The sequence below is a fragment of the Micropruina glycogenica genome (genome assembly GCF_900289045.1).
Lineage (GTDB): Bacteria > Actinomycetota > Actinomycetes > Propionibacteriales > Propionibacteriaceae > Micropruina > Micropruina glycogenica.
Genome location: NZ_LT985188.1, coordinates 598225 through 623120, shown reverse-complemented (window position 1 = coordinate 623120; position 24896 = coordinate 598225). Strand labels below are relative to the sequence as shown.

The window sequence follows — 24896 nt, the reverse complement described above, 5'->3', positions numbered from 1 at the left end:
GCTCAGCGATCCACGCGCGCGCTGCCGCCGCCGGCCAGCTTCAGCACCTCGGCCCTGGTGGCCATCGTGGTGTCGCCGGGGGTGGTCATGGCCAGGGCGCCGTGCGCGGCGCCGTACTCGACGGCGGTCTGCAGGTCCTCGCCGGCGATCAGCCCGTAGGACAGGCCGGAGGCGAACGAGTCGCCGCCGCCCACCCGGTCGAGGATCTCGAGATGCTTGCGGTCGGCGGCCTGCACCAAACCGGTTTCGGGCGACCAGGCCAGGGCGCTCCAGTCGTTGTCGGACGCGCTGTGCACGGCTCGCAGCGTGGTGGCGATCACCTGAAGGTTGGGGAAGGCCTTGGCCGCGGTCTCGATCATGCGCGAGAAGCCCTCGATCGGCAGCTCGGTGAGGTGCTCGTCGACACCCTCGATCTCGAAGCCGAGGGAGGCGGTGAAGTCCTCTTCGTTGCCGATCATCACGTCGACGTACTGGGCGAGCTCGCGGTTCACCTCTTGCGCGCGCTGCTGGCCGCCGATGCTCTTCCACAGGCTGGGCCGGTAGTTGAGGTCGTAGCTGACGATGGTGCCGCATTTCTTGGCGGCCTTCATGGCGGCCAGCGCGGTGGCGGCGCTGGTCTCGCTCAAGGCGGCGAAAATGCCGCCGGTGTGTAGCCAGCGGACGCCTTGGCTGAAGATCGCCTCGAAGTCGACCTCGTCGGGGCCGAGCTGCGCGATCGCGGTGTGGCCCCGGTCGTTGACGCCCTTGGCGCCGCGCACGCCAAAGCCGCGCTCGGTGAAGTTGAGGCCGTTGCGCACGGTGCGGCCAACGCCGTCCGAGGGGGCCCAGTGGATCAGCGAGGTGTCCACCCCGCCCGCCATGATGAAGCCCTCGATCAGGTGGCCGACCTCGTCGTCCACCAGTGCGGTGATCACACCGGCGCGCTGGCCGAACACCCGGCTCAGGCCGCGCACCACGTTGTACTCGCCGCCGCCCTCCCAGGCGGTGAAGCTGCGGGCGGTGCGAATGCGCAGTTCACCGGGGTCGAGCCGCAGCATCACCTCGCCGAGGGCGAGGGCGTCGTAGCGGCATTCGTCCGCCGGGCGCAGGGTCAGTTGGTTGGGCATCACGTCGTCCTTCGGGGTCAGAGGGCGGCCGCGGCGGCGACCGCTTCGGCGCTCAGGGATTGCACGGTGGCGAAGTCACCGGCGTCGATGGCCTTCGGCGGCACCATCCACGAGCCGCCGACGGCGGGGACGTTGGGCAGACCGAGGTAGTCGCCGAGGTTCGACGTCGAGACGCCGCCCGTGGGAATGAAGCTGGCCCGGCCGAACACCGAGGCGAACGCCTTGAGGGTGCCGGTGCCGCCGTAATTGGCGGCGGGGAAGAACTTGAGCAGCGTCAGCTCGGTGGCCAGGGCGGCCATCACCTCGCTCGGGGTGACGGTGCCGGGCACGATCGGCACGCCGCGCTCGGCGGCGCGGGCCACCGTCTCGGCGCTGAACCCGGGGCTGACCAGGAACTTCGCGCCGGCGTCCACGGCCAGGTCGACCTGCGCGGGGGTGAGCACGGTGCCGGCGCCGACCAGCAGGTCGGGGTTCTTCGCCATGGTGGCGATCGCCTCGGGGGCGGCGGGGGTGCGCAGGGTGACCTCGGCGACGGGCAGGTTACCGGCGACCAGCGCGTCCGCCAGACCGGCGGCGCGGGCGGCGTCGTTCACCACCACCACGGGCACGATGCGGCTGGCGAGTATCTGGGCGATCAGGTCAGACATCCACGACTCCTGGCTGTTTTGTTCATTGAAACGCTCGGTTCGTTGTTTGAAACGATTGTGGCACATACGTGTCTAGAGTCGCAAGCATCTTTCGCACAATGAATCCGATCGTTGCATTCAGTGAAACGACCAGGCATCATCGCGGTATGACCGAAGGACCACGCGTCGAAGCGATCGATCGCGCATTGAGCCTGCTCACCGCCCTGTCGCAGGCCGGCCCCAAGGGTGCACCGCTCACCGAACTGGCTGTCGCGACCGGGGTGAACAAGTCCACCGCGTACCGCGCGCTGTCGACCATGCGCGCCCACGGCTTTGTCACCCAGTCAGCGTCGACCGGCGACTACCGGTTGGGCGCGGCGGCAATGGCGCTCGGCCAGCAGTTCCTCACCCCGCAGAGCCTGGCTCAGTCGCTGCACCCGGCGCTGATCGCGCTGTCGCACGAGGCCGACGAGTTGGTGCACCTGGGCGTGCTGATCGGCGACCAGGTGATGTACGTCGACAAGGTGGAACCCGAGCGGGCGATCCGGGTGTGGTCGCAGGTCGGCCAGCGCACGTCGGCGGCATCGTCGGCAATGGGCCGGGCGCTGCTGGCCTTTCGTGACGTGCCCGACGACCAGTTGGCCGCCTACCTGCACAACAGCACGGTCACCCTGCCGCAGTTGATCGCGGCCGTGCACGCCACCCGCGAACGCGGCTACTCCACTGAGTTGGAAGAGACCGAACCCGGTGTGGCCTGCCTGGGCACCGCGGTGATGCAGGGCCCCAGCCCGGTGGCGGCTTTGTCGATCACGATGCCCGCCGAGCGGCTGACGACGGCGCGCCAGCAGGCACTGTCGAACCTGATTCGCGAGGTGTTGCCGCCGCTGCTGCCCGAGGGTTTGAGCCTGCCCGTCCAGTGATCAGCGGGCCGGGCTCGCGGGGTTGACGGGTAAAGGGGACGGTTTCGATTACCCACCAGAAGCCCTCGTGGGTGGGTAATCGGAACCGTCCCCAATACCTGCCGCTCAGGACTTCTTGCGCAGCTTCACGATCAACGCGTCGCGATGAACGACTTCGCGGTCGAACTCGGGGCCGCGCTCTTCGACGAGCTGGTGTGTGCTCTTGCCCAGCAGTTCAGGCAGGTCGCCGGCGTCGTAGTTGACGATGCCGCGGGCGATCACGGCACCGGCCAGGTCGAGCAGCCGCACCGGCTCGCCGGCCAAGAACTCGCCGTGCACGGCGGTGATGCCGGCCGGCAGCAAGGACGCCTTGCGCTCGAGCACCGCCCGCACCGCCCCGTCGTCGAGCACCAGGTCGCCCTTGGCCTGCGACGCGTAGGCCAGCCACATCAGCCGACGCGCCCGCTTCTTGCCGGTGGGGTGAAACAGCGTGCCGACCGCTCCCCCGCTGACGGCCGCCGCGTGGTCGTTGAATGACGCCAGCACCACCGAGATACCAGCCGCGGTGGCGATCCGCGCCGCCTGCAGCTTGGTGGCCATGCCGCCGGTGCCCACCTGCGAGCCGATCCGTGAGGTGTCGACGTCGAGATCGTCCACGTCGGCCACTTCAGTGATCTTCACCGCCTCTGGATCGGACGGGTGCCGCGTGTACAGCGCGTCCACGTCCGACAGCAGCACCAGCGCGTCGGCCTGCACCAGGTGCGCCACCAGGGCGGCCAGCCGATCGTTGTCGCCGAAGCGAATCTCGTGCGTGGCCACGGTGTCGTTCTCGTTCACCACCGGCACCGCCCCCAACTGCATCAGCCGGGTGAACGTGCGCAGTGCATTGCGGTAGCCGGCCTGCCGGGTCAGGTCGTCGACGGTGAGCAGCACCTGCCCCACCACGATGTCGTGCCGGGCGAACAGCGCGTCGTAGCGCTCGATCAACAATCCCTGCCCCACCGAGGCCGCCGCCTGCTGGCTGGCCAGGTCGCGCGGACGATGCTTCATGCCCAACGCCGGCATGCCCGCCGCCACCGCCCCGGACGACACCAGCACCACGTCTTTACCGGCCCGCCGTAGCGCCGCCAGGCTGTCGACCAGGCTCTGCAGCCGGTCACCGTCGAGACCGCGTCGTCCGGTGAGCGACGACGAGCCGACCTTCACCACGATGCGCTGCGCGTCCGCAAGTTGAGGACGGTCAGTCATCTTCGCCTTCCTCCGAAGCGCCCTTGTCGGCCGAGTACCCCTCCGACGCCATACGGGTGAGCCGCTCGGCCTCTTTGGCGGCGTGGTACTCGGCGTCGAGCTTGCGGCGACGCTTCACCGACTCGCGCTCGTCGAACAGCCGCTGGTCTTCGCCTCGGCGCGACAGCAGCTCGGCACCGATCTCGACTTGCGGGGCGAAGTCGAACACCACCGGGTGCTCCCCCTCGCCGATCGCCACCGCGTCGCCCGCGCGGGCACCCTCGGCCAGCAGAGCGTCTTCGATGCCCAGCCGGGCGAACCGGTCGGCCAGGTAGCCCACCGCCTCGCCGTTGTTGAAGTCGGTCTGCCGCACCCAGCGTTCGGGCTTGTCACCGCGCACCCGCCAGACGAAACCGCCCTCACCGTCGCCCTGCTTGCGAATCGTGAACTCGGGACCGCCGGCCACCGGTGCGGGACGAATCACGATGCGCGCCGGCTCGGGCTTGGGCGCCTCCGCACGCCGCCGGGCCACCTCGTCAGCCATCGCGAACGTCAGGGCGCGCAGGCCTTCACCGGTCTTGGTCGACACCAAGAAGGTGGGCAGCCCGCGCGCCTCCAACTCGGGCCGGACGATGTCGGCCAGCTCGGCCGCATCGGTGACGTCCACCTTGTTGAGGGCCACCATGCGCGGCCGGTCCTCCAATCCGCCGTGCGCCGCGAGCTCGGCCTCGATGATGTCGAGGTCGGTCAGCGGGTCGCGGCCGGGCTCGTAGGTGGCGCAGTCGATCACGTGCACGATCGCCAGGCAGCGCTCGATGTGCCGCAGAAAGTCGTGCCCCAGGCCCCGTCCCTCGGACGCCCCCTCGATCAGCCCCGGCACGTCGGCCACGGTGAACGTGACGTCGCCCGCCACCACGACGCCCAGGTTGGGCACCAGGGTGGTGAACGGGTAGTCGGCGATCTTCGGACGGGCTCGGCTGATCGCCGCGATCAGCGAAGACTTGCCCGCGCTGGGAAAGCCGACCAGCCCGACGTCGGCCAGCACCTTGAGTTCGAGCGTGACGCGACGCGCCTCGCCCTCTTCGCCGAGCAGCGCGAAGCCGGGTGCCTTGCGGGTGGACGACGCCAGCGCGGCGTTGCCCAAACCGCCACGACCGCCGGCGGCGACCACCACTTCGGCCTCGGCGCCGACCAGGTCGGCCAGGGTCTCGCCGGTGTCGGCGTCGCGCACCACGGTGCCGTCGGGCACCGCCAGCACCACGTCGTCGCCGTTGGCGCCGTTGGCGTGATCGCCCTTGCCGGGTTGTCCGTTCTGGGCCCGGCGCTGGGACTGCCGGTGGTACTCGACCAGGGTGGTCAACCCCGGCTCGACGCGGAGGATCACCGATCCTCCGTTGCCGCCGTTGCCGCCGTCGGGGCCGCCCAGCGGCTTGAACTTCTCCCGGTGGATGGACGCGCAGCCGTGCCCACCGTTGCCGCCGGCGACCGTCAGGGTCGCAGCGTCGACGAAGGACGGAATGGCCATGGTTCAACTCCGGGGAACTCGCGGGTGACGAAAGGTACGCCTCTCATCGTCCCACAGCGTCCGGCGGGGCCGCATACCGCGTCGGTCGTCAGGACGCCGGCGGCGCCCACTTGGCGTGGACCGGGGGCGGAGCGTTGCCCTGCGCGTCGGGTGGCGCCGTACCCGGCCGTTCCCAGCCGCTGCCGCCGGGCGGGGCGTGCGTCCCGGACGCCAGGTCGGGCGGCAGCAGGCTGCCCGGGGTGGGGCCCCCCGGCGGACCGACGGGCGCCGCGGGCGCGGGCGCCGCGTGCTCGGGCTGTAGGTCCGGCAGGGCCGCCGTCAGCTGGTGGCGGCGCTGTCGCCAGGCCCACAGCAGCGCGGTGCTCAGCACGCCCAGCCCGAACGCGGCCCCGGTGCCCACCAGTGCCCAGGACGGGCCGGCGTGGTCGAGACCGACGGCCGACAGTCCCATCGGCTCGGCCAGCTGATCGACGTCGGTGAAACGGACCGTGTTGCCCTCGACGATGCCTGTGCTCTTCTGCACCTGACCGGGGAACTCGACGGTGACGGCCAGGTCGTCGATGCCCACCGAGGCCGCCGTGAACCTGCTGGTGGTGACCACGCCGAGCGGGTTGAACGACACCTCGATGCGCTCGCCGAGGTGCGACACGCTCACGCCCCAGCGGCGCAACTCCTCCTTGTGCACCGTGCCCTGCAGCAGGCAGAGCCGTTGGCTGCCGCGCCACAGACGGCGTTCTTCGGTCCGAACCGTCTCGCCGAACTGCCAGTAGCACAGTTCATTGCCGTCGACGACCGCCCGCAGATCGAGGTCGACGTAGTCGTCGGCCCTGAGCGTGGCCGTGCCGGTGACGTCGCAGCCGGCCAGCGACGCGGCTGCGACCAGGCCGAGAATCATCCCCAGCAGGCGCCTGAGCCGAGGCCGCATCCACCCGGTTTACCACACCGCCCGGATCCTCGGGATCGGCCCGTGGTCGCATTCGGTTCACTCCTCCGGCGCCCACCTGCTCGGGTCGGGGGTCGCGGACGGGCGGGCCGGCTCTGTGGGGGCGGTCTCGTGGGGGCCGTCGCGGCCTCGTGCGGCGCAATGCGCCTGAGGTGGCGCCGCGGTTTCGTCCGGGTCGACGTGGTGTGAGTCGTCCGCTTCTGGCCGGTCGTCGTCGGGCGCGGACTCCGCCGTCCCACCGACCCGGAAGTCGGCGGGCCGCAGCACGAGCGGCACGAGCAGGGTGGCGACGGCGCCGGCGACGGCACCGCCCAGCGCCCACCACACCCACGACGCGGGACCCGCGTGACGCAGCGCCAGCACCCTCACGCCACCGGGCTGCCCGAGGGACGCCGGTCAGCCAGCGTCAACTCCTTGCCTACGACCACCCCCGCGTTGGCCTCGACGATGTCGCCGGCCGTGACGATGACGACGTCGACCGCTTCCACGTCGTTGATGATCGTGGGCGCGCCGGCCGCCGGAACGAGCAGCGGATTGAACGTGGCGACCTGGACCTCGCCCGCCGACGTGACGGAGACGCCGCGGTAACCGAAGACGGTCGGGTCGATCGTGCCCAGATACCGGCAGGACAGCACGACGCCGTCGGCGTCCCTGCCCGCAATCACCGACAGTCCCACCAGGTCGGCGTTGCAGTAGGGCCTGCGCTTGGCGTGCACGGTCAGATCGACGTCGAGGCGGTCGTCGGGTCGCACGACGACCCGGCCCTCGACCCGGCAGCCGGTGAGCCCAACAGCACCAGGGCGAGCAGTGTCAGGGCGAGCCGACGTCGCGTCACCGCCGCACCCTAACCCGCCGCGTCCGGGCAGCGACAGGGGCGGTGCTGGGCGGCGTGCGCGATTCTCATTGGGCGCGAAAGCCCGTGTACAGGGCGGGCGGGCGCGGGTAGACAGCCGGTAGTGACCGGGACCGGTTGCGGCAATCGGTCCCATTCAACGACGAGGAGGTCACAGATGAAGGCCGTGCGCGTCCATGCGTACCATTCCGACCCGACCATCGACGAGATTCCCGAGGCGACGCTGCAGGGGCCGCTCGACGTCATCGTGAAGATCGGCGGTGCCGGCGTCTGCCGCACCGACCTGCACATCATCAACGGTGACTGGGAGGCGGCGCAGCACCCCGACCTGCCCTACGTGATCGGCCATGAGAACGCCGGCTGGGTGCACGCCGTCGGCGAGGGAGTCACCAACCTGAAGGTCGGTGACACCGTCATCCTGCACCCGCAACCGAGTTGCGGCATGTGCCTGGCCTGCCGTGCCGGTCGCGACATGCAATGCGACAGCGCCTTCTTCCCCGGACTGAGCAACAACGACGGCGGTATGGCCGAATACCTGCGGACCACCGCCCGGGCCTGCGTGAAGCTCGACCCGAGCACCGATCCGGCCGATGTCGCCGCCCTGGCGGACGCCGGCATCACCGCCTACCACGCGGTCCGCAAGGCGGCGTCCGGCCTGTTCCCCGGCACCACCGCGGTGGTGCAGGGCGCGGGCGGCCTGGGCCACATCGGTGTCCAGACGCTCAAGGCCATCACCAGCGCGAAGGTGATCGTGGTCGACCGCAGCCCGGCCGCCCTCGAGCTGGCGAAGGAGATCGGGGCCGACGAAACGGTGGTCTCCGATGGCAGCCACATCGACGCGGTGAAGGACCTGACCGGCGGCCGGGGCGCCGACGTGGTCTTCGACTTCGTCGCCGAGCAGGGCGCCGAACTGGACGGCTGGGCGATGACCGCCCCCGCGGGCTACCAGTACATCATCGGCTACGGCGGGCAGTTCGTGGCTCCCACGCTCGACTTCGTGGCCGGCGAGAAGAGCGTGATCGGCAACATCGTCGGCACCTACACCGATCTGGCCGAGCTGATGGTGCTCGCCCAGGCCGGCAAGGTCACCCTGCACACCCAGAAGTACCCGCTGTCCGAGGCCCTGACCGCGCTGGCCGACCTGGACGCCGGCAACGTCCGCGGCCGCGCCATCCTGGTGCCCTGAGGCCCCTGACCCGGCCATCGGAGGCCGGGTGACCGGGTCGGGACGCGCGAAGGGCGGCTCCCGTCGGGGAGCCGCCCTTCGGCATCTGTTCTGGTGCTGTTACTCGGCGTCGAGCGCCACGTTCACGACCTTGCGGCCGCGGCGGGTGCCGAACTCGACCACGCCCGCGCGCAGCGCGAACAGGGTGTCGTCGCCGCCGCGTCCCACGCCCTCACCGGGGTGGAAGTGCGTGCCGCGCTGCCGGACGAGAATCTCGCCGGCGTTGACCTGCTGACCGCCGAACCGCTTGACGCCGAGGCGCTGCGAGTTGGAGTCGCGACCGTTACGAGAGCTGGATGCGCCCTTCTTGTGTGCCATCTGCTGCTACCTCAGCCTTCGATTCCGGTGACCTTGACCTGGGTGTACTTCTGCCGGTGGCCCTGGCGCTTCTTGTACCCGGTCTTGTTCTTGTACTTGAGAATGTGGATCTTCTTGCCCTTGACCTCGCCCAGCACCTCGGCGCTGACCGTCACCTTGGCGAGCTTCTTCGCCTCGGTCGTCACCGACTCGCCGTCGACCACCAGCAGCGGGGTCAGCGACACGCTGGAACCCACCTCGGCGTCGACGACCCGATCGATCTCGACGACATCGCCGACGGCAACCTTGTGCTGGCGTCCGCCACTGCGCACGATCGCGTACACGCCTGACCCACTCTCTTCGAACTTCACGAATGCAGTGCCGGGACGGGCGATCCGGATCTAGCCAGGCCGGCCAACGACAAACCCACGGGCACCGAGGATCAAGAATACGTGGCCAGCGGGAAGAGGGTCAAACTGACGCCCGGGTCACTCGTCTTTTTCGAGCTCAACCACCGACGCTCCCTCGGCCGCACGCTGCACCGCGGCGACGCCGGCCTTGGCTCCGGCCATCGAGGTGTAGGCCTGACCGGTCGCGACGACCTCGCCGTTGCCCGCCTTCAAGCGAAAGCGAAACTTGCCCGACGCGTCTTCGTACACCTCGAATTTGCCAGCCATCAATGTCTCCTCGCTCATGGGACGGTCGTCGTCCGTCAGCCATCGTAGGACCGGCCTCCGACAAGCACCAGAGGACATACCGGCCCCTCGCTCACCAAGCGATTCCGCCGCTTCGCCCGTGCGGCAGTATGGCGTCGTGAGTGATCTCGTACACGTGTTGCGTGCTGACGGTGCCCTGCCGGTCGAACGGTGGCTGCCGCCGTCGGGTACCGGGCCGGGCCTGCTGGTGATTCAAGAGATCTTCGGGGTGAGCGGCTACATCCGGCAGCGCTGCGCCGACTTCGCCGCCGCCGGCTACGTGGTCTACGCGCCCGAGCTGTACTTTCGCCAGGGCAAACTCGAGTTCGACAGCACCAGCGCCAGCTACGTGCAAGAGGGCATCGCCGCCTCGCAGCAACTCGACTGGGACCAGACCGCCGCAGACGTCTCGGCCACGTTGGACGCCCTGCGCACCTCACCCGAGGTGACCGGCGGGGTCGGCATGGTCGGTTACTGCTTCGGCGGGGGCATGGCCTTTCAGGTCGCCGCCCGCAACACGCCCGACGCCCTGGTCTGCTACTACGGCTCAGCCCTGCCCGGCCTGTTGGCGCTGGCGCCGAAGATCACCTGCCCCAGCCAGCACCACTGGGGCCTGGCCGACACGTTCTTTTCCCGCGACGTGGTCGAGACCATCGAGCAGGCGGTCACCGCCACCGGCCACGAGGTCGAGTTCTTCACCTACGAGGGCGCAGGTCACGCGTTCGACAACCCGAACCCGCTGTTCTACGACGAAGCGGCCTCAGAACCGGCCCGCGAACGCACGATGGAGTTTCTGGGCCGGCACCTGCCGGTCGGCTGACGAGATCCCGGCGTCCGCCGGGATGACAGGGTCGCTGGTCGAGCTCGTCGAGATCCCGGCGTCCGCCGGGATGACAGAGGTCGCTGGTCGAGCTCGTCGAGATCCCGGCGTCCGCCCAGAGTCGTTCAGCGCAGGCATCCCGTCCATTCCGGGCTTGCCCCGGAATCTCCGCGCGACCGAGACCCCGGCGTCGCCCGGAATGACAGGGTCGTTGGTCGAGCTCGTCGAAACCCCTCACCAGGATCTCGACGAGCTCGATCAGCGGGTGGTCACCAACCATGCGGCCCCGACGTTCTGTCGTTTCGATCCCGCGGCTCGCGACGATCTCTGCCCCGTGGCTCGCTGAGGTCGCGCAGCCGGTCGGCCACCCAGTCGCGCGCCTGGCCCAACCCGTGACCGATGTCGCCGAAGAGCCCGCCGAGACTGGCGTCGAAACGCTTGAACTCCTCGGTGTACGACGCCGCCGCTGCCGCCGCCTCGTCGGACATGCTGGCCGACGCGTCGTCTTCGCGCCGGGGGTAGTCGCCGGCCAGGATCGCCCCGTACGTCCCCGACTTGACCCAGCGGTCGAGTTCACCGGCTCGCACGACGGCGAACGGGTGGGTCTGGGTTTCGACGATCAGCACGCGCAGCAGCACGTCGCGTACGTCGTCGTTGGCGTGGTACTCGCCCGCCTGTTCCAGAAACGCCTCGGCGTCGAGTTCGTCGATGCGGCCGCCGCTGGCCATCTTCATGTGCGCACGCAGCGCCACCTCGGGTTGTTGCCCGGCCAGCAACCCGGCCCGGTCGCCCGAGAGTTCCGACTTGCGCTGCCATTCGAGCAGCGCCGCGATCACCGCCCGCGCACCCAGCGCCCCGAACGGAATCGCCAGGAACGTCGACGACAGCGCCAGCATCACCCCGAGCAGCGTGCGGTACACCGCGTGCCCGCTCAGCACGTGCCCCAACTCGTGGCCGAGCACGAACCGCAGCTCGTCGTCGTCCATCACGTCGATCAAGCCCGAGTTGAGCACGATGATCGGCTTGTCGAGCCCGATGGCCATCGCGTTGATGGTGGGGTCGGCCCGCACGAACAGTTCGGGCAGAGCGCCGGCGTCCAGGGCGTCACCGGCCTCGCGGTAGAGCCGGTACACGCGGGCGAACTGCCGCTCGTCGGCGCGCACCGCCGAACCCAGCATCAGCATGCGCACGGCCCGTTCGTTGAGAAAGCCCGAGAGCTGCTTGAGAATCAGGTCGAACCCCTGCAACTTGCGCAGCGCCACCAGCGCGCCGCGGTCGGCGGGGTGTTCCCAGGCGCGTGAACTGATCGACGCGAGGCGAATACGTGAGGTGTCACCCATCACCCCAGTGTGCCCTGCCCCACCTACGCCCAAAGGGGTAGGTTTCTGCTACACCGCTGATTGGTGAGCAGCATTGATGCGCTGCGCAGGTATCAGAAGCCTTGGGGTTGGCTCCTGAGCGATGTGGGAACAGGGACAGTGATGGCTGCATCTGATGTGGCAGGTCGCTCGGACGCGGCGGAAACCTCCGTCTGGGTACGGGCAGCGTCCTGCTTCGCGCGTTGGCAGGGCGGCGAGTCGGCCGCCCTCGACGAGTTGGTCAAACTGATGACCCCCGTGCTGTGGCACACGGTGCGGGCGTACGGGTTGAGCCAGGCAGCGGCAGAGGACGCCGTGCAGAACACCTGGCTGGCGTTGGTACGCAGCGGCCATCAGGTCAGCGAGGCGGCCGCGATCGGCGGATGGTTGCTGACCACCGCCCGGCGCACCGCGTGGCGGGCCAAGTCGAGCGACGCCAAGACGCTGGCCGTTGACGACGTGCAGTTGGCCGCCGGCCTGCCGACGTCCAAGGCGGCAGAAACCAGTGCCCTGGAGGAACTGGGCAGCTCCATCTTGTGGGAGCACGTGCAGACCCTTGACGAGCGGTGCCAGCGGTTGCTGCGCATCGTGGCGTTCGACGACCGTCCCGACTATGCGGGGCTCGCCAAGGACTTGAACATGCCCGTGGGCAGCATCGGCCCCACCCGACGCCGCTGCCTCGACAAACTGCGCAGCTCGCTCGAGAAAGGTGGCCAGCTATGAATGGCTTCGACCGTGACCCCATGTTGGACGCCCTGAAGCGGACGTTCGAAGAACTTGACCCGGTACCCAGCGGGCTGACCGAGAAGATTCTGGTGGCCGTGGCCCTGGAAGACCTGGAGCTGGAGTACGAGCTGCTCACGATGGTGCATCGCTCGCAGCAGCTCGCCGGCGTGCGCAGCGGCGACGACCAGAAGCTCGTGCTCGAGTTCACCGCGTCGGGCGTCACCGTGATGCTACGGGTCAGCCCCATCGACGACGGGCACCGCCGCATCGACGGCTGGGTGGTGCGTGCCGCCGACGCCAAAGACGCCGCCGCCGAACTCACGGCCTCGCTGTGGCAAGAACACGGCACCGCGACCTCGCCGGTCGGCAGCCACGGCCGGTTCGAGTTCGCCAACGTGCCCTCAGGCCTGACCAGGCTCGACCTGGTCGCCGCCGGCAGCGACCCCGCCTTTCGCACCACCCTGTTCGAGATCTGAGTTCACTGCTACCCCCGAGGACACCGACTGATGAGCGATTACGAGACGCCCGAACAAGACAAGCCCGCCACGGCACCCCGCCAGCCTCGCGACCGGATGGACCGCGATCCAGTGGTTCCGCCCCGATCAATGATCGAACCGCTGTCCGGACGGGTGTTGGATCCCGGCAGCGCGATGCAAGTTGATGGCATCACCCCGCGCCCGACGGTCTACGTGGGCAATCGCCTGATTGTCGCTCTCGATCGGTTGGACGAGGTGCTACCCATTCTGAGCAAGGCCGGCGAACTCAAGGGTTGGCGGGTCACAGTCGACGAGAAGTTCCAGTCCCCGCGCGTACGAGTACCCAACCCTGAGCGCCCGGACGAGCGTGTCGAACTCGGGTTGGCTCGACTCCTTTTGGAGGTGATTCCCGGTGTTGCAGCCTCCGCACCGGACGCCTGGGTGTTGCTGCAGCTGGCGCGAGCCGAAACTGGAGTTCACGCACTCGTGGGAGTGGGTCTGGACCACCTGCTCATGACGTCACCGATCTGGGAACCGCATCCCATCTGGGAACCACACCCGATCTGGGAACCACACCCCATTTGGGAACCGCACGACGCTCCGTCAAGCTACGCGCGGCAAGGGTCCGGCGGCCGCCAGCCGATCAGCTACATCGGAGAGCCTCCCTGCCGACACAAGAAGGTCGCCGTCCGACCCCATGTCGCCATCATGGACACGGGGGTGGGCACCCACCCTTGGTTGACCAATGTGGTCACAGAGGACACGCCGAGCCTGACGCCCCTTGACCCCAACACTGACCCCGAGACCTGGGGCGATCTGTCGGGGCCGTTGGACGGCGAACTCGATACGAACTCCGGTCACGGCACCTTCATCGCGGGTCTGATTCATCAAGCCTGCCCCGACGCCGACATCTACTCGTGGCGCATCGTGGACTCCGAAGGTCCAGCGGCCGAGACACGCGTGATCGCAGCCTTGATCGGTGTGGTTGAGCTTGTTCGCAAGTACTACGACCGCGAGGAAGGGGGGCTGCGTATCGACGTTTTGAGCCTGTCGTTGGGCTTCTTCCACGAGTCTGCAGACGACACGTTGACCGAGTACCTGGTCGGCGGACTACTCGGAGCTCTGGGTGTGATGGGAACGACCGTCGTCTGCGCCGCGGGCAACGAGTCGACCGCCCGGCCACAGTATCCGGCAGCGCTCGGCCCCTGGCGCCCAAGCGAGGGTGGCTCTGAGAATGTCGTCCGCTTCAGGCTTCCGATCGTTTCAGTCGGCGCACTCAATCCGAACAGCACCGAAGCCTTGTTCAGCAACACGGGGCCTTGGGTCCGCGCGTGGGCGTCCGGTGCCTCCGTGATGAGCACCCTTCCAGCCTTCCAAGGCGGCTATCTGCCTGCCGCGCGCCTGGAGTACGACGGGCACATTCGCGAGAACATCGATCCGGACGACTTCACTGGGCAGTTCGCTGTGTGGAGCGGTACATCGTTTGCGGCGCCCGTGGTTGCTGGCCGGATCGCAGCGAAACTGATGGCGACGATGCCGAGCGACGAAGAGCAACACCGCTCCACGGTTCACGCACGCTCCTGGGATGCGATATCGCAGGTCTCGGACATCGTGGCACCATAACTGGATGCTGACCGCCTTGGAGCTGCATGAACGCGCCAAGGACGCCAGCCGTGCGTGGCACTTTCGTCCTGCACGTCGCCTGTTGTTGAAGGCTCTGGAGCGGGCTGAGGATTCCGGCACCCGAGCAGCGGTGGAAGGCACGCTGGGCCTTGTCGAAGCAGAGCTGGGCGACCGGCGCGCAGGCCTGCGCTTGATCGATTCCGCCCTGGCCCATGAAGAGGGCATGCAGCCATCGGAGGTTGGCAAGCTGTATGCGCAGCGCGCACTCATTCACACGCGCCTCGGCAACACTCAACAGGCCCTCACGGACTTCGGCGTCGCGATACCCGCACTCGTTGACGACCAGGAAGAGTGCGGCCGCGCTCGAATGAATCGAGGCAATCTCTTCCTTCATCAAGGGGCCATCACCGCCGCGATCCACGATTTTGAGCAGTCTGTGGCGGCGTTCGATGCGGCAGCACAGGTCAACGCGTCTGCGAAGGTGACCCACAACCTCGGCTACGCACTGATGATGTCTGGTCAGCTCGCCCGCGGACTGAGCTTGATGGATCGGGTGGCGCCCCAGTTGCGAGAAATGTCGGTCGAGCTCGCCGCCATCTCAGACCAGGATCGGGGGGAAGCTCTTCTGCTTGCGGGAATGCACGAGGTGGCCAGGCGGAACCTCCAGGGAGCAGCCGACTTGTTCGGACGACGCCGATGGCCGCGTGCCCAGGCCGAAGCCGAATTGGTGCTGGCGCGCACATGGGTCGTGGACGCGCCACGGATCGCGATCACGATGGCAAGGCGGGCCGGGCGTCGATTCGCAAAGACAGGCGCCTCGGCCCGCGTCCTTCAGTGCGAAGCAGTTGAAGTCGCCGGTCGCATCGAACTGGGCAGAGAATCCCCGCAGTCAGCGTCACGCATCGCCGCAGGGTTGGCCCGACAGGGACTGCGCCGCGATGCGACCTGGATGCGCGTCTACGCCGCAAAGGCCGCGCTCGGCACGCGAAGATCCACCGCTGTGGTGCGCCTTCCCGCGTCGACCGACCTCAGCACGCGTTTGCTCGCCTACGAGGTACGTGCCCAAGCCAAGGAGCGACCCCGCGACGCACTCAGGGTGCTGCGCGCAGGGCTCGACGAGTTGCACCAGTGGCAGGCCACCTTCGGCAGTTTGGACTTGCAGACGGCCACAGTCAGCCACGGCGAACGACTCGCTGAGCGGGGCCTTGCGCTCGCCGTTGACGATGGCAGTCCACGTTTGGTGTACGAGTGGGTGGAGTGGCTCGACGCCGTCTCGGGTCGAATCGTTCCCGTGCGTCCACCCGCTGACCCCGAGGCGGCAGCCGACCTGACGGAACTACGGGTGTTGAGCCAACGCCGCCCCGAACCCGGCACGCCCGACGCGCAACGTCAGCACGAACTCGTCGATCAGGTACGCCGACGGTCGTGGCGCGACGCAGGGTCGGCGGCCATTCGCGGAATCGTTTCACTTGGTGATCTGCAGCACGAACTGGCTGCCACACATGCCGAGTTGCAGGCACCGCTGACCGCCGGCGGATCAGCCTGGATGCTGTTGATCGGCCCGCGCCGGCAACAGTTGGTGAGACTGGGGCCCGAAGCGGAGTTTCGTCAAGCGATCTCGGGCCTGCCGGCCGATCTCGACATGGCCGCGGCCGACCTACCGCCCATGGTCGCCGAAAGCGTCGCGGCAGGCTTGCGCCAACGGTTGGCCGAGCTCGACGCCCTGCTTTTCGGGCCGCTCGGCGATCGCCCGAAGTCGAGACGAGTCGTGATCAACCCCACCGGGTTGTTCTCAGGCCTCCCCTGGTCACTTCTGCCCAGCCTGCATGGCCGAGCCATCACCATTCCCCGCAGCGCGTCCGAGTGGGTGGCCAAACGCAGGCAGACGCACGAGTTCGCGAACGCCGCGTTTGTGGCGGGCCCACGACTCCCGCGCGGGGCCCACGAGGTGGGCGCGTCCGCCGCCCACTGGCCCGGGGCTCAGCAACTCATCGGCCCCGACGCCACCGCCGACGCCGTCGGATCGGTGGCGGGCACAGTCGATCTGCTGCACCTGGCCGCGCACGGCCATCACGTGTCGGACAACCCGTTGTTCAGCAACCTCGAACTCGTGGACGGCCCGTGGTTCGGCTACGACCTCGACCAACTGCCACAGGTGCCCGAGACCGTGATTCTGTCGGCCTGCGAGCTGGGTGCGACGACGATCAGGCGCGGCGACGAGCTGCTGGGCCTGACGACCGCCTGGCTGCACGCCGGGGCGCGGTGCGTCATCGCGTCACCGGCGTCGGTGTCTGACGAGGTGGCTGCCGCGATCCTGCCCGACATGCACGCCGAACTCGCGAAGGGCAGCCCGCCGGCCGATGCGCTGGCCGCAGCGACGGCCAGGCATCCAGAGCTTCTGTCGACCTTCCAGTGCTACGGGGCCGGCTGGTAGCGGGCCGACGAGGTCCCCGCGTTCGCCGGGATGACGAATCCGCCGTCACTCCGACCGACGCCGGAATCTTCACCGCTCGGCGATCACACCCTTAGGAAATCCGCCACCGACGTCACGATCGAGTCTCGGACATCCGCCCGTCGGCTGAACGAATGCGTGCCTGGCACCCCGATGACCAGCGGTTGCGCGCCCCCGGCGGCCATGGCCGCATCACGGACGTCTTTGGGCGAGCCGAACGGATCGCTCTCGCCCTGCACCACCAGCACCGGGCCACTGACGCCAGCCAACTCACCGATGCGTGAGACGTCAGGGCGACCCGGCGGATGCAGCGGAAACGACAGGCACACCACCCCCGCCTGACGGTCGTCGAAGTTGCGGCAGGCACCCCGAGCGCCGGCGGAGCGTCCGCCGACCCACAACGGCAGACCGGCATACCGGGTCGTGACCGCGTCAAGCGCCGGGCGCCACCCCTGATCGACCCGCTCGGGCAGCGCCACGGTCTTGCGACCCGCGACTCGCCAGGGCTGTTCGTGCCGAATCACGATGACGTCCTTACCCGGCAACGCGGACGCCAGCGCCAGCAGGTCGAACGCCTCGATGCCGCCGCCCGCGCCGTGGCCCAGCAGCAGCACCGCGCGCGGATCGTCCGCCGCCGAGACGGTGAGCCGACAGGGGCCCAGCGGGGTTTCGACCAGCAAATCCGTCATGCGCCGATTGTGACAGCCGAACCTTGTGGGCCACCTGTCACTATGGAGGGCATGGACCTCACCTGGATTCTGCTCGGGGTTGCTGTGCTGGCGCTGCTGGTCTGGGCCTGGCGGGCGCAGCGGCGCAAGTTCGCCGACGAGTACTTCGCGGGCGTCACCCCCGGCCTCACCCCGGTGGGAGCCCAGACCGAACAACGCGTTCCTGTGCCGGGCGGCGCCGAGTACACCGGTGAGGTCGCCGTGGCCTTCAACCCGCCCAAGGGTGTTCGGCCCGGCCTCGCCGGCACCGTGGTCGACGGCAAGCCTGAGACCCGTGACGTGATCGCCACCATCGTCGACCTGGCCGCGCGCGGGCATTTGAGCATCGTGGTGGTCGAGAATCCGCGCAGCCGCACCGGCAAAGACTGGGAGTTGCGCAAGGCCGACAAGCCGACGGCCGATCGGGCCGACCCGATGGAGGCCCAACTGCTGCGCGACCTGTTCGTGGGCGGGCCTGACGTGCGACTGTCTGAGTTGCGGCGCCTGGGCAACCCCGCGGTGGGCGACTACCAGTACGCCCTGGCCAACGCCTCGTACGAGGGCGGCTGGTTTCGCCACGTGACCGGCATGCACCCGGTGCGCATCGTGTGGATCGTCGCCGCCCTGATGCTGCTGGCGGGTTTCGGCATGGGCGTGCCGGCGCTGCTGGCCGGCGGAGCCGTCGCGGCACTGGGCGGCGTGGTGATCGGCTCGCAGGGCATGCAACGCCCCGTGCGCACCGCCGAGGGCACGGCTCTGCGCGTTCAGACCCTGGGCTTCAAGCGGTATCTCGAGACGGCCGAGAAGGAGCAGTTCAGCTACGAAGAGGCGTCCGAGATCTTCAGCAAGTACCTGCCCTGGGCGATCGTGCTGGGCGTGGCCGCGCACTGGGTGAAGGTGTTCGGCGACCTGGCGGCCGCCGCCCGAGCCGACGGCTACGAAGACGACATGGACCTGCTCTGGCTCGGCGTGGTCGGCTGGGGTGTGCACGACGCCATGTTCAGCCTGGCCATGTTCTCTGCCATGGACGGCTTCGGCGACATGGGCGGCATGGGCGACGCGTTCGGCGACCCGGGGTCGATGTTCGACAGCGGAGCGATCGACGGACTGGGCGCCGACGCGGGTGGTTCGTTCGGCGACTTCGGCGGCTTCGGCGGCGGCGACGGCGGTGGCTTCGGCGGCGGCGACGGCGGTGGCGGTGGCGGTGGCGAATGAGCCGCTACTGAACGCCTTCGTCATCCCGGCGAACGCCGGGATCTCGTTCGCGATGGGCACTCAACGCACGTTGGGCGAAAGAACCATGCGAGATCACGTCCGATTTACCGGGTCAGACGCCTCCGCAGGCGTGATCGCCCCTCAAATCGGACGTAGTCGCGCGGCCAATAGAAGAGATCCCGGCGTTCGCCGGGATGACGGTGGATGTGGGCCGTCAGACTCGACCAGCGGTGGTTGAGCCTGTCGAGCACAGCGTCTTCCCGGACGTGATCCGGGATCTCACCCTTCGTCGGCCGCACCAGAGATCCCGGCGTTCGCCGGGATGACGGTGTTGGGTTCGCCGGGATGACTGTGATGGGTTCGCCAGGATCCCTTCCCCAACCGAGTGCTCCCCCGCTGCCGTCGCTCGATCTGACATGCTGGCCTCACCGCACGGCATGGAGGCTCGATGGATTTCCACAACCTGTACGCGCACGGCTTCGCGCGGGTGGCTGGCGTCACCATGCCGATCACGATGGTGCAACCCTCGGTCAACGCCGAGGCGGTACTCGCCCAGGCCCGTGAACTGGCCGCCGACGGCGTCGCGCTGGCCGTGTTTCCCGAACTCTGCTTGACCGGATACTCCATCGAAGACCTGCTGCTGCAAGACCCCCTGTTGAACGCCGCCGACGAAGCGGTGGGCCAGGTCGCCGACGGCGCCGCCGACCTAGACACTGTGCTGGTGATCGGCGCCCCGCTGCGCAGCCTGCACCGCATCTACAACTGCGCGATCGTGATTCACCGCGGCGAGATTCTGGGCGTTGTGCCCAAGTCGTACCTGCCCACCTACCGTGAGTTCTACGAGCGCCGGCAGATCGCGCCGGGCGACGACGTCACCGGCGAGATCAGGGTGGCCGGGGTCGACGTGCCGTTCGGCCCCGACCTGCTGTTCGCAGCCGACGATCTGCCCGACTTCGTGTTGCACGTCGAGATCTGCGAAGACATGTGGGTGCCGATTCCGCCCAGCGCCGAGGCCGCACTGGCCGGCGCGACCGTGCTGGCGAACCTGTCGGGTTCGCCGATCACCGTGGCCAAGGCGGTCGATCGGCACCTGTTGTGTGCGTCGGGGTCGTCGCGCTGCCTGGCCGCCTACGTGTACGCCGCCGCCGGCGAGGGCGAATCGTCCACCGACCTGTCGTGGGACGGCCAAACGATGATCTACGAGAACGGCACCCTACTGGCCGAGTCGGAGCGGTTCCCCAGCGGCCCGCGAGCGTCGGTGGCCGACGTCCATCTGGCCCGGCTGGCGCAAGAGCGCTACCGGCAGGGCACGTTCGACGACAACCGGCGCACCCACGCCGAGCGGTTGGACGGCTTTCGCACCGTCACCTTCACGCTCAACCCGCCCTCGGGCGACCTGGGGTTGAAGCGCGACGTGCCGCGGTTCCCCTTCGTGCCGGCCGACCCCGACACCTTGGCGCAAGACTGCTACGAGGCCTACAGCATTCAGGTCAGCGCCCTTGAGCAGAGGCTGCGGGCGATCGGCCAGCCCAAGATCGTGATCGGTGTTTCGGGCGGCCTCGACAGCACCCATGCGCTGATCGTGGCGGCCAAGGCGATGGACCGGCTGGGCCGGCCGCGCACCGACATTCTGGCGTTCACCATGCCGGGCTTCGCGACGTCGGACTACACCAAGAACAACGCCACCCGGCTGGCCGAATCACTGGGCGTCACGTTCGCCACCCTCGATATCACCGGCACCGCGCGCACCATGCTGGCCGAAATGGATCACCCGTTCGCCGACGGCGAGCCCGTCTACGACGTGACCTTCGAGAACGTGCAGGCCGGGCTGCGCACCGACTACCTGTTCAGGCTGGCCAACCAGCGCGGCGGCATCGTGCTGGGCACCGGCGACCTGTCGGAGTTGGCGCTGGGCTGGTGCACCTACGGGGTCGGCGACCAGATGAGCCACTACAACGTGAACCCGGGCGTGCCCAAGACGCTGATGCAGCACCTGATTCGCTGGGTGATCACCTCGGGCCAGTTCACCCCTGAGGTGAACAAGGTGCTGCAGGCGATTCTCGACACCGAGATCACCCCCGAACTGGTGCCGGTGGGCGAGGGCGAGACGCCGCAGTCGACCGAGGCGTCCATCGGGCCGTACAACCTGCAGGACTTCACCCTGTACCACGTGCTGCGGCACGGCACACCGCCCTCGACGATCGCCTTTCTGGCCGAGCACGCCTGGTCGGACGCCGCGCACGGCGACTGGCCCGAGGGCTACCCCGACGACAAGCGGGTCGCCTACGACCTGGCCACCATCAAGAAGTGGCTGGAGGTGTTCTGCCGGCGGTTCTTCGGCTTCGCGCAGTTCAAGCGCTCGGCGATGCCCAACGGGCCTAAGGTGGTGCGTGGCGGGTCGCTGTCGCCGCGCGGCGACTGGCGCATGCCCTCGGACGTGTCGGCGAAGCTGTGGTTGGACGAGCTGAACCGCAATGTGCCCTAGCCGCACCGAGAGATCCCGGGTCAAGCCCGGGATGACGGTGGTCCCCTCATTCCGGTCCTCCGCGTCACTGCAGCCCTCCGCCCCACTCCAGCACCCCGCGTCATTCCGGCGAACGCCGGAATCTCCACTCGCTGGTCGAGCTTGTCGAGACCGTGCGCGCACATGTCGACCGGCCCGATCAGTCGTGCGGAGACAGCGATGACGCCCGTCGAACCACCGCGGGTCAGCCCGCCGCAACTGCCGCCGCTGATCGCCCTCGACCCCGGCGACGCCTGCGACAACGAGAGCTTCAGCGAAGCTCTGCTGACCTGGTCGGGCGAACAGGCGTCGCTGATCGGCGCCGACATCACCGACTCGCGGCTGGCCCGGCTGCCGTCGGATCATCTGCACGCCCGGCGGCTGCGGCTGGCCGAAGTCGAAGTGACGGACCCTTCGGTGGTCACCCTCAACGCGCCCCGCTCGCACTGGCGCGGCGTGGTGATCGAAGGCGGCAGCATCGGCGTGCTCGACTGCTCCGGGGCGACGTGGCAGAACGTGACCCTGCAGGGCGTCCGCATCGGCTACGCGAACCTACGCGAGGCCAAGCTGAGCGACGTCACGCTGACCGGCTGCCGCATCGGTACCCTCGACCTGGCCGGGGCCACCACCACCCGGGTCGCCGTGCTCGCAAGCCTGGTGGACGACCTCGACGCACGACACCGCACCGGCAATCACCTTGACCTGCGCGGGCTCGACGTGGTGCGGTTGAATCGCCTGGAGGGCGCCGACAGCCTGGTGGGCGCCACCATCACCGATCAGCAGGCGCGGTGGCTCGGCCCCACGCTCGCCGCGTCCCTGCGCATCGGCATCACCGAGGAGGACCCGTGACCGCCCTGATCTTCGACGTCGCCAACGTGATCGTCGACTGGGATCCGATGCGTGCGCTCGCCGGCGCCGTGCCAGACGAAGTGGCGAACGACTTTCTCGCCGCGGAGGTGTTCTGGGAGCTGAACGCCCGCACCGACGCGGGCATGCCGCTGGCCGACGCCGTGGTCGAGATGGACGATCAGGCCCCGCACCTGGTCGACGTCTACCGGGTTTACCTGGAGCGCTTTCCGCTCACCGTCAGCGGCCCGATCGCCGGCACGGCAGAGGTGATCGGTGAGCTACTGGCTGCGGGCGTGCGCTGCTACGGGCTGAGCAACTGGGCCAAGGAGAACTTCAACATCGCCCGCAGGGCCAACCCGGTGATCGACGACCTCGCCGACGTGATCGTCTCGGGCGAGGTGGGGCTGGCCAAACCCGACCCCGAGATCTTTCGCTACGCGCTGGACCGCTTCGACACCCGGGCCGACGAGACCCTGATGATCGACGACACCCAGGGCAACCTGGACTCGGCCGCCGAGGTGGGGCTGGGCACCGTTCTGTTCACCAGCGCCGCGCAGTTGCGCGACGAGCTGGTTCGGTTGCGGCTGCTGTAAGCCAGGTCAGTGGCCGAGCCGCTCAGGGCCGCAGGGGCCGTCCGGCGCGGTCGCGAGGGTGCCCGGTGAGTAGCACGATGCCGTCGATCAGCGGCCACAGACCTCCGAACCCGAAGGTGATCCACGTGACCAGAATCTGGGCGATCGCCATGCCGACGTTGCCGAGGTAGAACCGTCCGATGCCGAGGCCGCCCAGAAAGATCTGCAGCACGCCGGCCACCAACTTGCTCTTGTCTGAGTACGGCACTCCGGTGAGCGGATCGATGCCGTACGGGGCCAGCGCCTGTGGCGCGTACGGATTCGCCTGCGGCAGCGCCATGCCGTAGGCCGGCTGCTGCGGCGGGTACATCGGGTAGTACTGCTGAGGCGGTGGGCCTGGTTGTTGGTAGGGCGAATACTGCTGGCCCGGCAGGGGCTGTTGCGGCTCGGGTTGCGTGGGCGGGTATGGATTCTGGCTCATGATGCTCATTCCTGCGACGTTCGCGCTCAGCTTAGGCGGTGCGCTTCTCGCTGGAGCCGACTGCACGAATCCCGAACCGGGCGCCGTTGACGGCACGCAGCCCTCAGGCTCGACGAACTGGCTGGCGGGCCGGCGGTCTCGACTGAAATCCTGGGTGGGTGACGTTCACCGCCTCTTTGTCGGCCGTGGATCAAGGACGTGCCCAACGGCTGCGGCGCATGAAGGGCATCGCCCTGTCTCTGCTGCTGATTGCGGCGATCGTCTACCTCGCCACCCTGCGCGTGGCCGATCAGGGTGTGTGGGGGTTCGTCAACGCCGGCGCCGAGGCGGCCATGGTGGGTGCCTTGGCCGACTGGTTCGCGGTCACCGCGCTGTTTCGCCACCCGCTGGGTCTGCCCATTCCGCACACGGCGATCATTCCGACCCGCAAGAACGAGATCGCCCGCAACCTGCAGGACTTCTTCACCGAGAACTCTCTCACCGAAGAGATCGTGCGCGAGCGGATGGCGTCCACCAGGGTCGGGCTGCGGCTGGGCGCGTGGCTGCTGCACGACGCGAACGCAACCAGGGTGGTGGCCGAAGCGTCACGGGTGGCACGGACGGCCCTGGCCCAGGTGGGTGACGACGACGTGAAACACCTGGTGGGCGAGGTGATCGTGCCGCGACTGGCGTCCGAACCGTTGGCCGGGGCTCTGGGTGACCTGCTCGGCGCCGTGGTCGACGACGGCGCGCATCGCGGCCTGGTCGACCTGGTGGTGATCGAGGTGCACGACTGGCTGCGCCGGCACCCCGACGTGTTCAACGGCATCGTGGGCGAGCGGGCGCCGCGCTGGGCACCCGGCTTCGTGAACCGGCGCATCGTGAAGTGGACCTACGACCAGGCCCTGGAATGGTTGTGGGCGATCAGGTCCGAGCGTGAGCACCCCACCCGGGCCGCCCTGGACGACCTGCTGCGCACGATCGCGGACGACCTGCAGCACGACCCCACCGTGGCCGAGCGGGCCGAGCGGCTCAAGGTACGGCTGCTGGAGCACCCGCAGACGGCCGAAACCATCGTGGAGCTGTGGCAGACGGTGCGGGCCTCGCTCGACGGTGCCCTGGCCGCGGAATCATCGGCCTTCAAAGACCGAGCCACCCGGGCGGTGCAGCGGTTCGGACGTTCGCTGATCGACGACGACGCACTGCGCGGCAACCTGGAGGCGCGCCTCGAAGACGCGGCGGCGTTCGTGGTGCGCACCTACGGAGCCGAGTTGTCGACCGTGATCAGCCACACCATCGAACGCTGGGACGGCCGGCAGGCCGCCCGGCGCATCGAACTGCATGTCGGCCGCGACCTGCAGTTCATCAGGATCAACGGCACGGTGGTCGGCTGCCTGGCCGGCCTGGCGATTCACGCCGTCAGCCTGGTGGTCGGCTGAGCGCCCGACTGGATGCCGCGGTCGGCTCACACCTCGGAGTGGGCGACGTTACGCTGACCCCACTCCGTCACCCGAATACCCGTTCGGACGGCACTCCGCCACACCGCCGGCCGTGTCGCTGCAAGGGGCGAGCACTGCTGGGCACTCTGGTCTACGGCGCCGTCGACGCGATCACCGTGCTGCTGGACGGCGGATCGGGTGCGGCCGCGCTTTCGGTGCTGCTGTACGGGGTCGCCTCGGGGCTGGCATCGGTGGTGGTGTGGGCTGCTGGTTCGCCCCGCCGCGGGGGTGTCGGCGCCA

At 68.8% G+C, this 24896-nt stretch carries 25 protein-coding genes; 12 read left to right on the top strand and 13 right to left on the bottom strand.

The window, feature by feature from the left end:
• Positions 1-2 precede the first annotated feature (2 nt).
• Both MPLG2_RS02915 and eda read right to left on the bottom strand, forming a co-directional pair.
• A complete protein-coding gene (locus MPLG2_RS02915) occupies positions 3-1106 on the bottom strand; it encodes a sugar kinase (RefSeq protein WP_105184847.1) in 1104 nt (367 codons plus the stop codon).
• Between the two features lie 17 nt (positions 1107-1123).
• Positions 1124-1753: a bifunctional 4-hydroxy-2-oxoglutarate aldolase/2-dehydro-3-deoxy-phosphogluconate aldolase gene (eda, locus tag MPLG2_RS02910; RefSeq protein WP_105184846.1), complete on the bottom strand. Its 630-nt coding sequence runs from the start codon at positions 1751-1753 to the stop codon at positions 1124-1126.
• 146 nt (positions 1754-1899) lie between these two features.
• On the opposite strand from eda, the gene MPLG2_RS02905 reads away from it, so the two are divergent.
• Complete coding sequence (locus MPLG2_RS02905; protein WP_158680818.1) at positions 1900-2652, top strand: IclR family transcriptional regulator; 753 nt, start codon at positions 1900-1902, stop codon at positions 2650-2652.
• Positions 2653-2757: 105 nt separating this feature from the next.
• Here the strand turns inward: MPLG2_RS02905 and proB are convergent, their stop codons facing one another.
• The 5 genes from proB to MPLG2_RS02880 all read right to left on the bottom strand — a co-directional run bounded on the left by proB (position 2758) and on the right by MPLG2_RS02880 (position 7078).
• Positions 2758-3879: a glutamate 5-kinase gene (gene proB / locus MPLG2_RS02900; RefSeq protein WP_105184844.1), complete on the bottom strand. Its 1122-nt coding sequence runs from the start codon at positions 3877-3879 to the stop codon at positions 2758-2760.
• On the bottom strand, positions 3872-5383 hold the full coding sequence (gene obgE / locus MPLG2_RS02895; RefSeq protein ID WP_105184843.1) for a GTPase ObgE: 1512 nt from the start codon (positions 5381-5383) through the stop codon (positions 3872-3874). Before obgE ends, proB begins: the two co-directional genes overlap by 8 nt.
• 88 nt (positions 5384-5471) lie before the next feature.
• Complete coding sequence (locus MPLG2_RS02890) at positions 5472-6308, bottom strand: hypothetical protein (RefSeq protein WP_158680817.1); 837 nt, start codon at positions 6306-6308, stop codon at positions 5472-5474.
• Between the two features lie 57 nt (positions 6309-6365).
• A complete protein-coding gene (locus MPLG2_RS02885; protein ID WP_158680816.1) occupies positions 6366-6695 on the bottom strand; it encodes a hypothetical protein in 330 nt (109 codons plus the stop codon).
• A complete protein-coding gene (locus MPLG2_RS02880) occupies positions 6692-7078 on the bottom strand; it encodes a hypothetical protein (RefSeq protein ID WP_105184840.1) in 387 nt (128 codons plus the stop codon). Before MPLG2_RS02880 ends, MPLG2_RS02885 begins: the two co-directional genes overlap by 4 nt.
• 258 nt (positions 7079-7336) lie before the next feature.
• Here MPLG2_RS02880 and MPLG2_RS02875 point away from each other — a divergent pair, with 258 nt between their 5' ends.
• On the top strand, positions 7337-8365 hold the full coding sequence (locus tag MPLG2_RS02875; protein ID WP_105184839.1) for an NAD(P)-dependent alcohol dehydrogenase: 1029 nt from the start codon (positions 7337-7339) through the stop codon (positions 8363-8365).
• A 99-nt stretch (positions 8366-8464) separates the two neighbouring features.
• On the opposite strand, the gene rpmA is transcribed toward MPLG2_RS02875, so the two are convergent.
• From rpmA to MPLG2_RS02860, 3 genes are all read right to left on the bottom strand, one after another.
• Positions 8465-8722 (bottom strand): 50S ribosomal protein L27, encoded by a 258-nt coding sequence (gene rpmA / locus MPLG2_RS02870; protein ID WP_105184838.1) that lies wholly within the window; start codon positions 8720-8722, stop codon positions 8465-8467.
• Positions 8723-8733: 11 nt separating this feature from the next.
• Entirely contained in the window at positions 8734-9045 is a 312-nt protein-coding gene (rplU, locus tag MPLG2_RS02865) for a 50S ribosomal protein L21 (protein WP_105184837.1), read from the bottom strand.
• 144 nt (positions 9046-9189) lie between these two features.
• Entirely contained in the window at positions 9190-9378 is a 189-nt protein-coding gene (locus tag MPLG2_RS02860) for a YegP family protein (protein ID WP_105187428.1), read from the bottom strand.
• 136 nt (positions 9379-9514) lie between these two features.
• Here MPLG2_RS02860 and MPLG2_RS02855 point away from each other — a divergent pair, with 136 nt between their 5' ends.
• Positions 9515-10216 carry a dienelactone hydrolase family protein gene (locus MPLG2_RS02855; protein WP_231935763.1) on the top strand — a complete coding sequence of 234 codons (702 nt, stop codon included), beginning with the start codon at positions 9515-9517 and terminating at the stop codon, positions 10214-10216.
• A 269-nt stretch (positions 10217-10485) separates the two neighbouring features.
• Here the strand turns inward: MPLG2_RS02855 and MPLG2_RS02850 are convergent, their stop codons facing one another.
• Positions 10486-11556: a M48 family metallopeptidase gene (locus MPLG2_RS02850; RefSeq protein ID WP_105184835.1), complete on the bottom strand. Its 1071-nt coding sequence runs from the start codon at positions 11554-11556 to the stop codon at positions 10486-10488.
• 141 nt (positions 11557-11697) lie between these two features.
• Between MPLG2_RS02850 and MPLG2_RS02845 the strand changes: the two genes are divergently transcribed.
• The 4 genes from MPLG2_RS02845 to MPLG2_RS02830 are packed head-to-tail and all read left to right on the top strand — an operon-like array spanning position 11698 to position 16833.
• Positions 11698-12297 (top strand): RNA polymerase sigma factor, encoded by a 600-nt coding sequence (locus MPLG2_RS02845; protein WP_105184834.1) that lies wholly within the window; start codon positions 11698-11700, stop codon positions 12295-12297.
• On the top strand, positions 12294-12776 hold the full coding sequence (locus tag MPLG2_RS02840) for a hypothetical protein (RefSeq protein WP_105184833.1): 483 nt from the start codon (positions 12294-12296) through the stop codon (positions 12774-12776). Before MPLG2_RS02845 ends, MPLG2_RS02840 begins: the two co-directional genes overlap by 4 nt.
• 30 nt (positions 12777-12806) lie before the next feature.
• Complete coding sequence (locus MPLG2_RS02835) at positions 12807-14399, top strand: S8 family peptidase (RefSeq protein ID WP_105184832.1); 1593 nt, start codon at positions 12807-12809, stop codon at positions 14397-14399.
• 4 nt (positions 14400-14403) lie between these two features.
• Positions 14404-16833 carry a CHAT domain-containing protein gene (locus tag MPLG2_RS02830; protein ID WP_158680815.1) on the top strand — a complete coding sequence of 810 codons (2430 nt, stop codon included), beginning with the start codon at positions 14404-14406 and terminating at the stop codon, positions 16831-16833.
• Positions 16834-16916: 83 nt separating this feature from the next.
• Here the strand turns inward: MPLG2_RS02830 and MPLG2_RS02825 are convergent, their stop codons facing one another.
• Positions 16917-17540, bottom strand: a complete 624-nt coding sequence (locus tag MPLG2_RS02825; protein ID WP_105184830.1) for an alpha/beta hydrolase family protein — start codon at positions 17538-17540, stop codon at positions 16917-16919.
• 51 nt (positions 17541-17591) lie between these two features.
• On the opposite strand from MPLG2_RS02825, the gene MPLG2_RS02820 reads away from it, so the two are divergent.
• From MPLG2_RS02820 to MPLG2_RS02805, 4 genes are all read left to right on the top strand, one after another.
• Entirely contained in the window at positions 17592-18773 is a 1182-nt protein-coding gene (locus MPLG2_RS02820; protein WP_158680814.1) for a DUF2207 family protein, read from the top strand.
• Positions 18774-19221: 448 nt separating this feature from the next.
• Complete coding sequence (locus MPLG2_RS02815) at positions 19222-21258, top strand: NAD(+) synthase (RefSeq protein WP_105184828.1); 2037 nt, start codon at positions 19222-19224, stop codon at positions 21256-21258.
• A gap of 198 nt (positions 21259-21456) precedes the next feature.
• The gene (locus tag MPLG2_RS02810) at positions 21457-22125 is read left to right on the top strand and encodes a pentapeptide repeat-containing protein (protein WP_105184827.1); all 669 of its coding nucleotides are present in this window, start codon (positions 21457-21459) and stop codon (positions 22123-22125) included.
• Positions 22122-22718 (top strand): HAD-IA family hydrolase, encoded by a 597-nt coding sequence (locus MPLG2_RS02805; RefSeq protein ID WP_105184826.1) that lies wholly within the window; start codon positions 22122-22124, stop codon positions 22716-22718. Before MPLG2_RS02810 ends, MPLG2_RS02805 begins: the two co-directional genes overlap by 4 nt.
• A 22-nt stretch (positions 22719-22740) precedes the next feature.
• Here the strand turns inward: MPLG2_RS02805 and MPLG2_RS02800 are convergent, their stop codons facing one another.
• The gene (locus MPLG2_RS02800; RefSeq protein ID WP_197710055.1) at positions 22741-23178 is read right to left on the bottom strand and encodes a TM2 domain-containing protein; all 438 of its coding nucleotides are present in this window, start codon (positions 23176-23178) and stop codon (positions 22741-22743) included.
• Between the two features lie 158 nt (positions 23179-23336).
• Here MPLG2_RS02800 and MPLG2_RS02795 point away from each other — a divergent pair, with 158 nt between their 5' ends.
• A complete protein-coding gene (locus tag MPLG2_RS02795; protein WP_231935762.1) occupies positions 23337-24596 on the top strand; it encodes a DUF445 domain-containing protein in 1260 nt (419 codons plus the stop codon).
• The last annotated feature ends 300 nt before the right edge of the window (positions 24597-24896 follow it).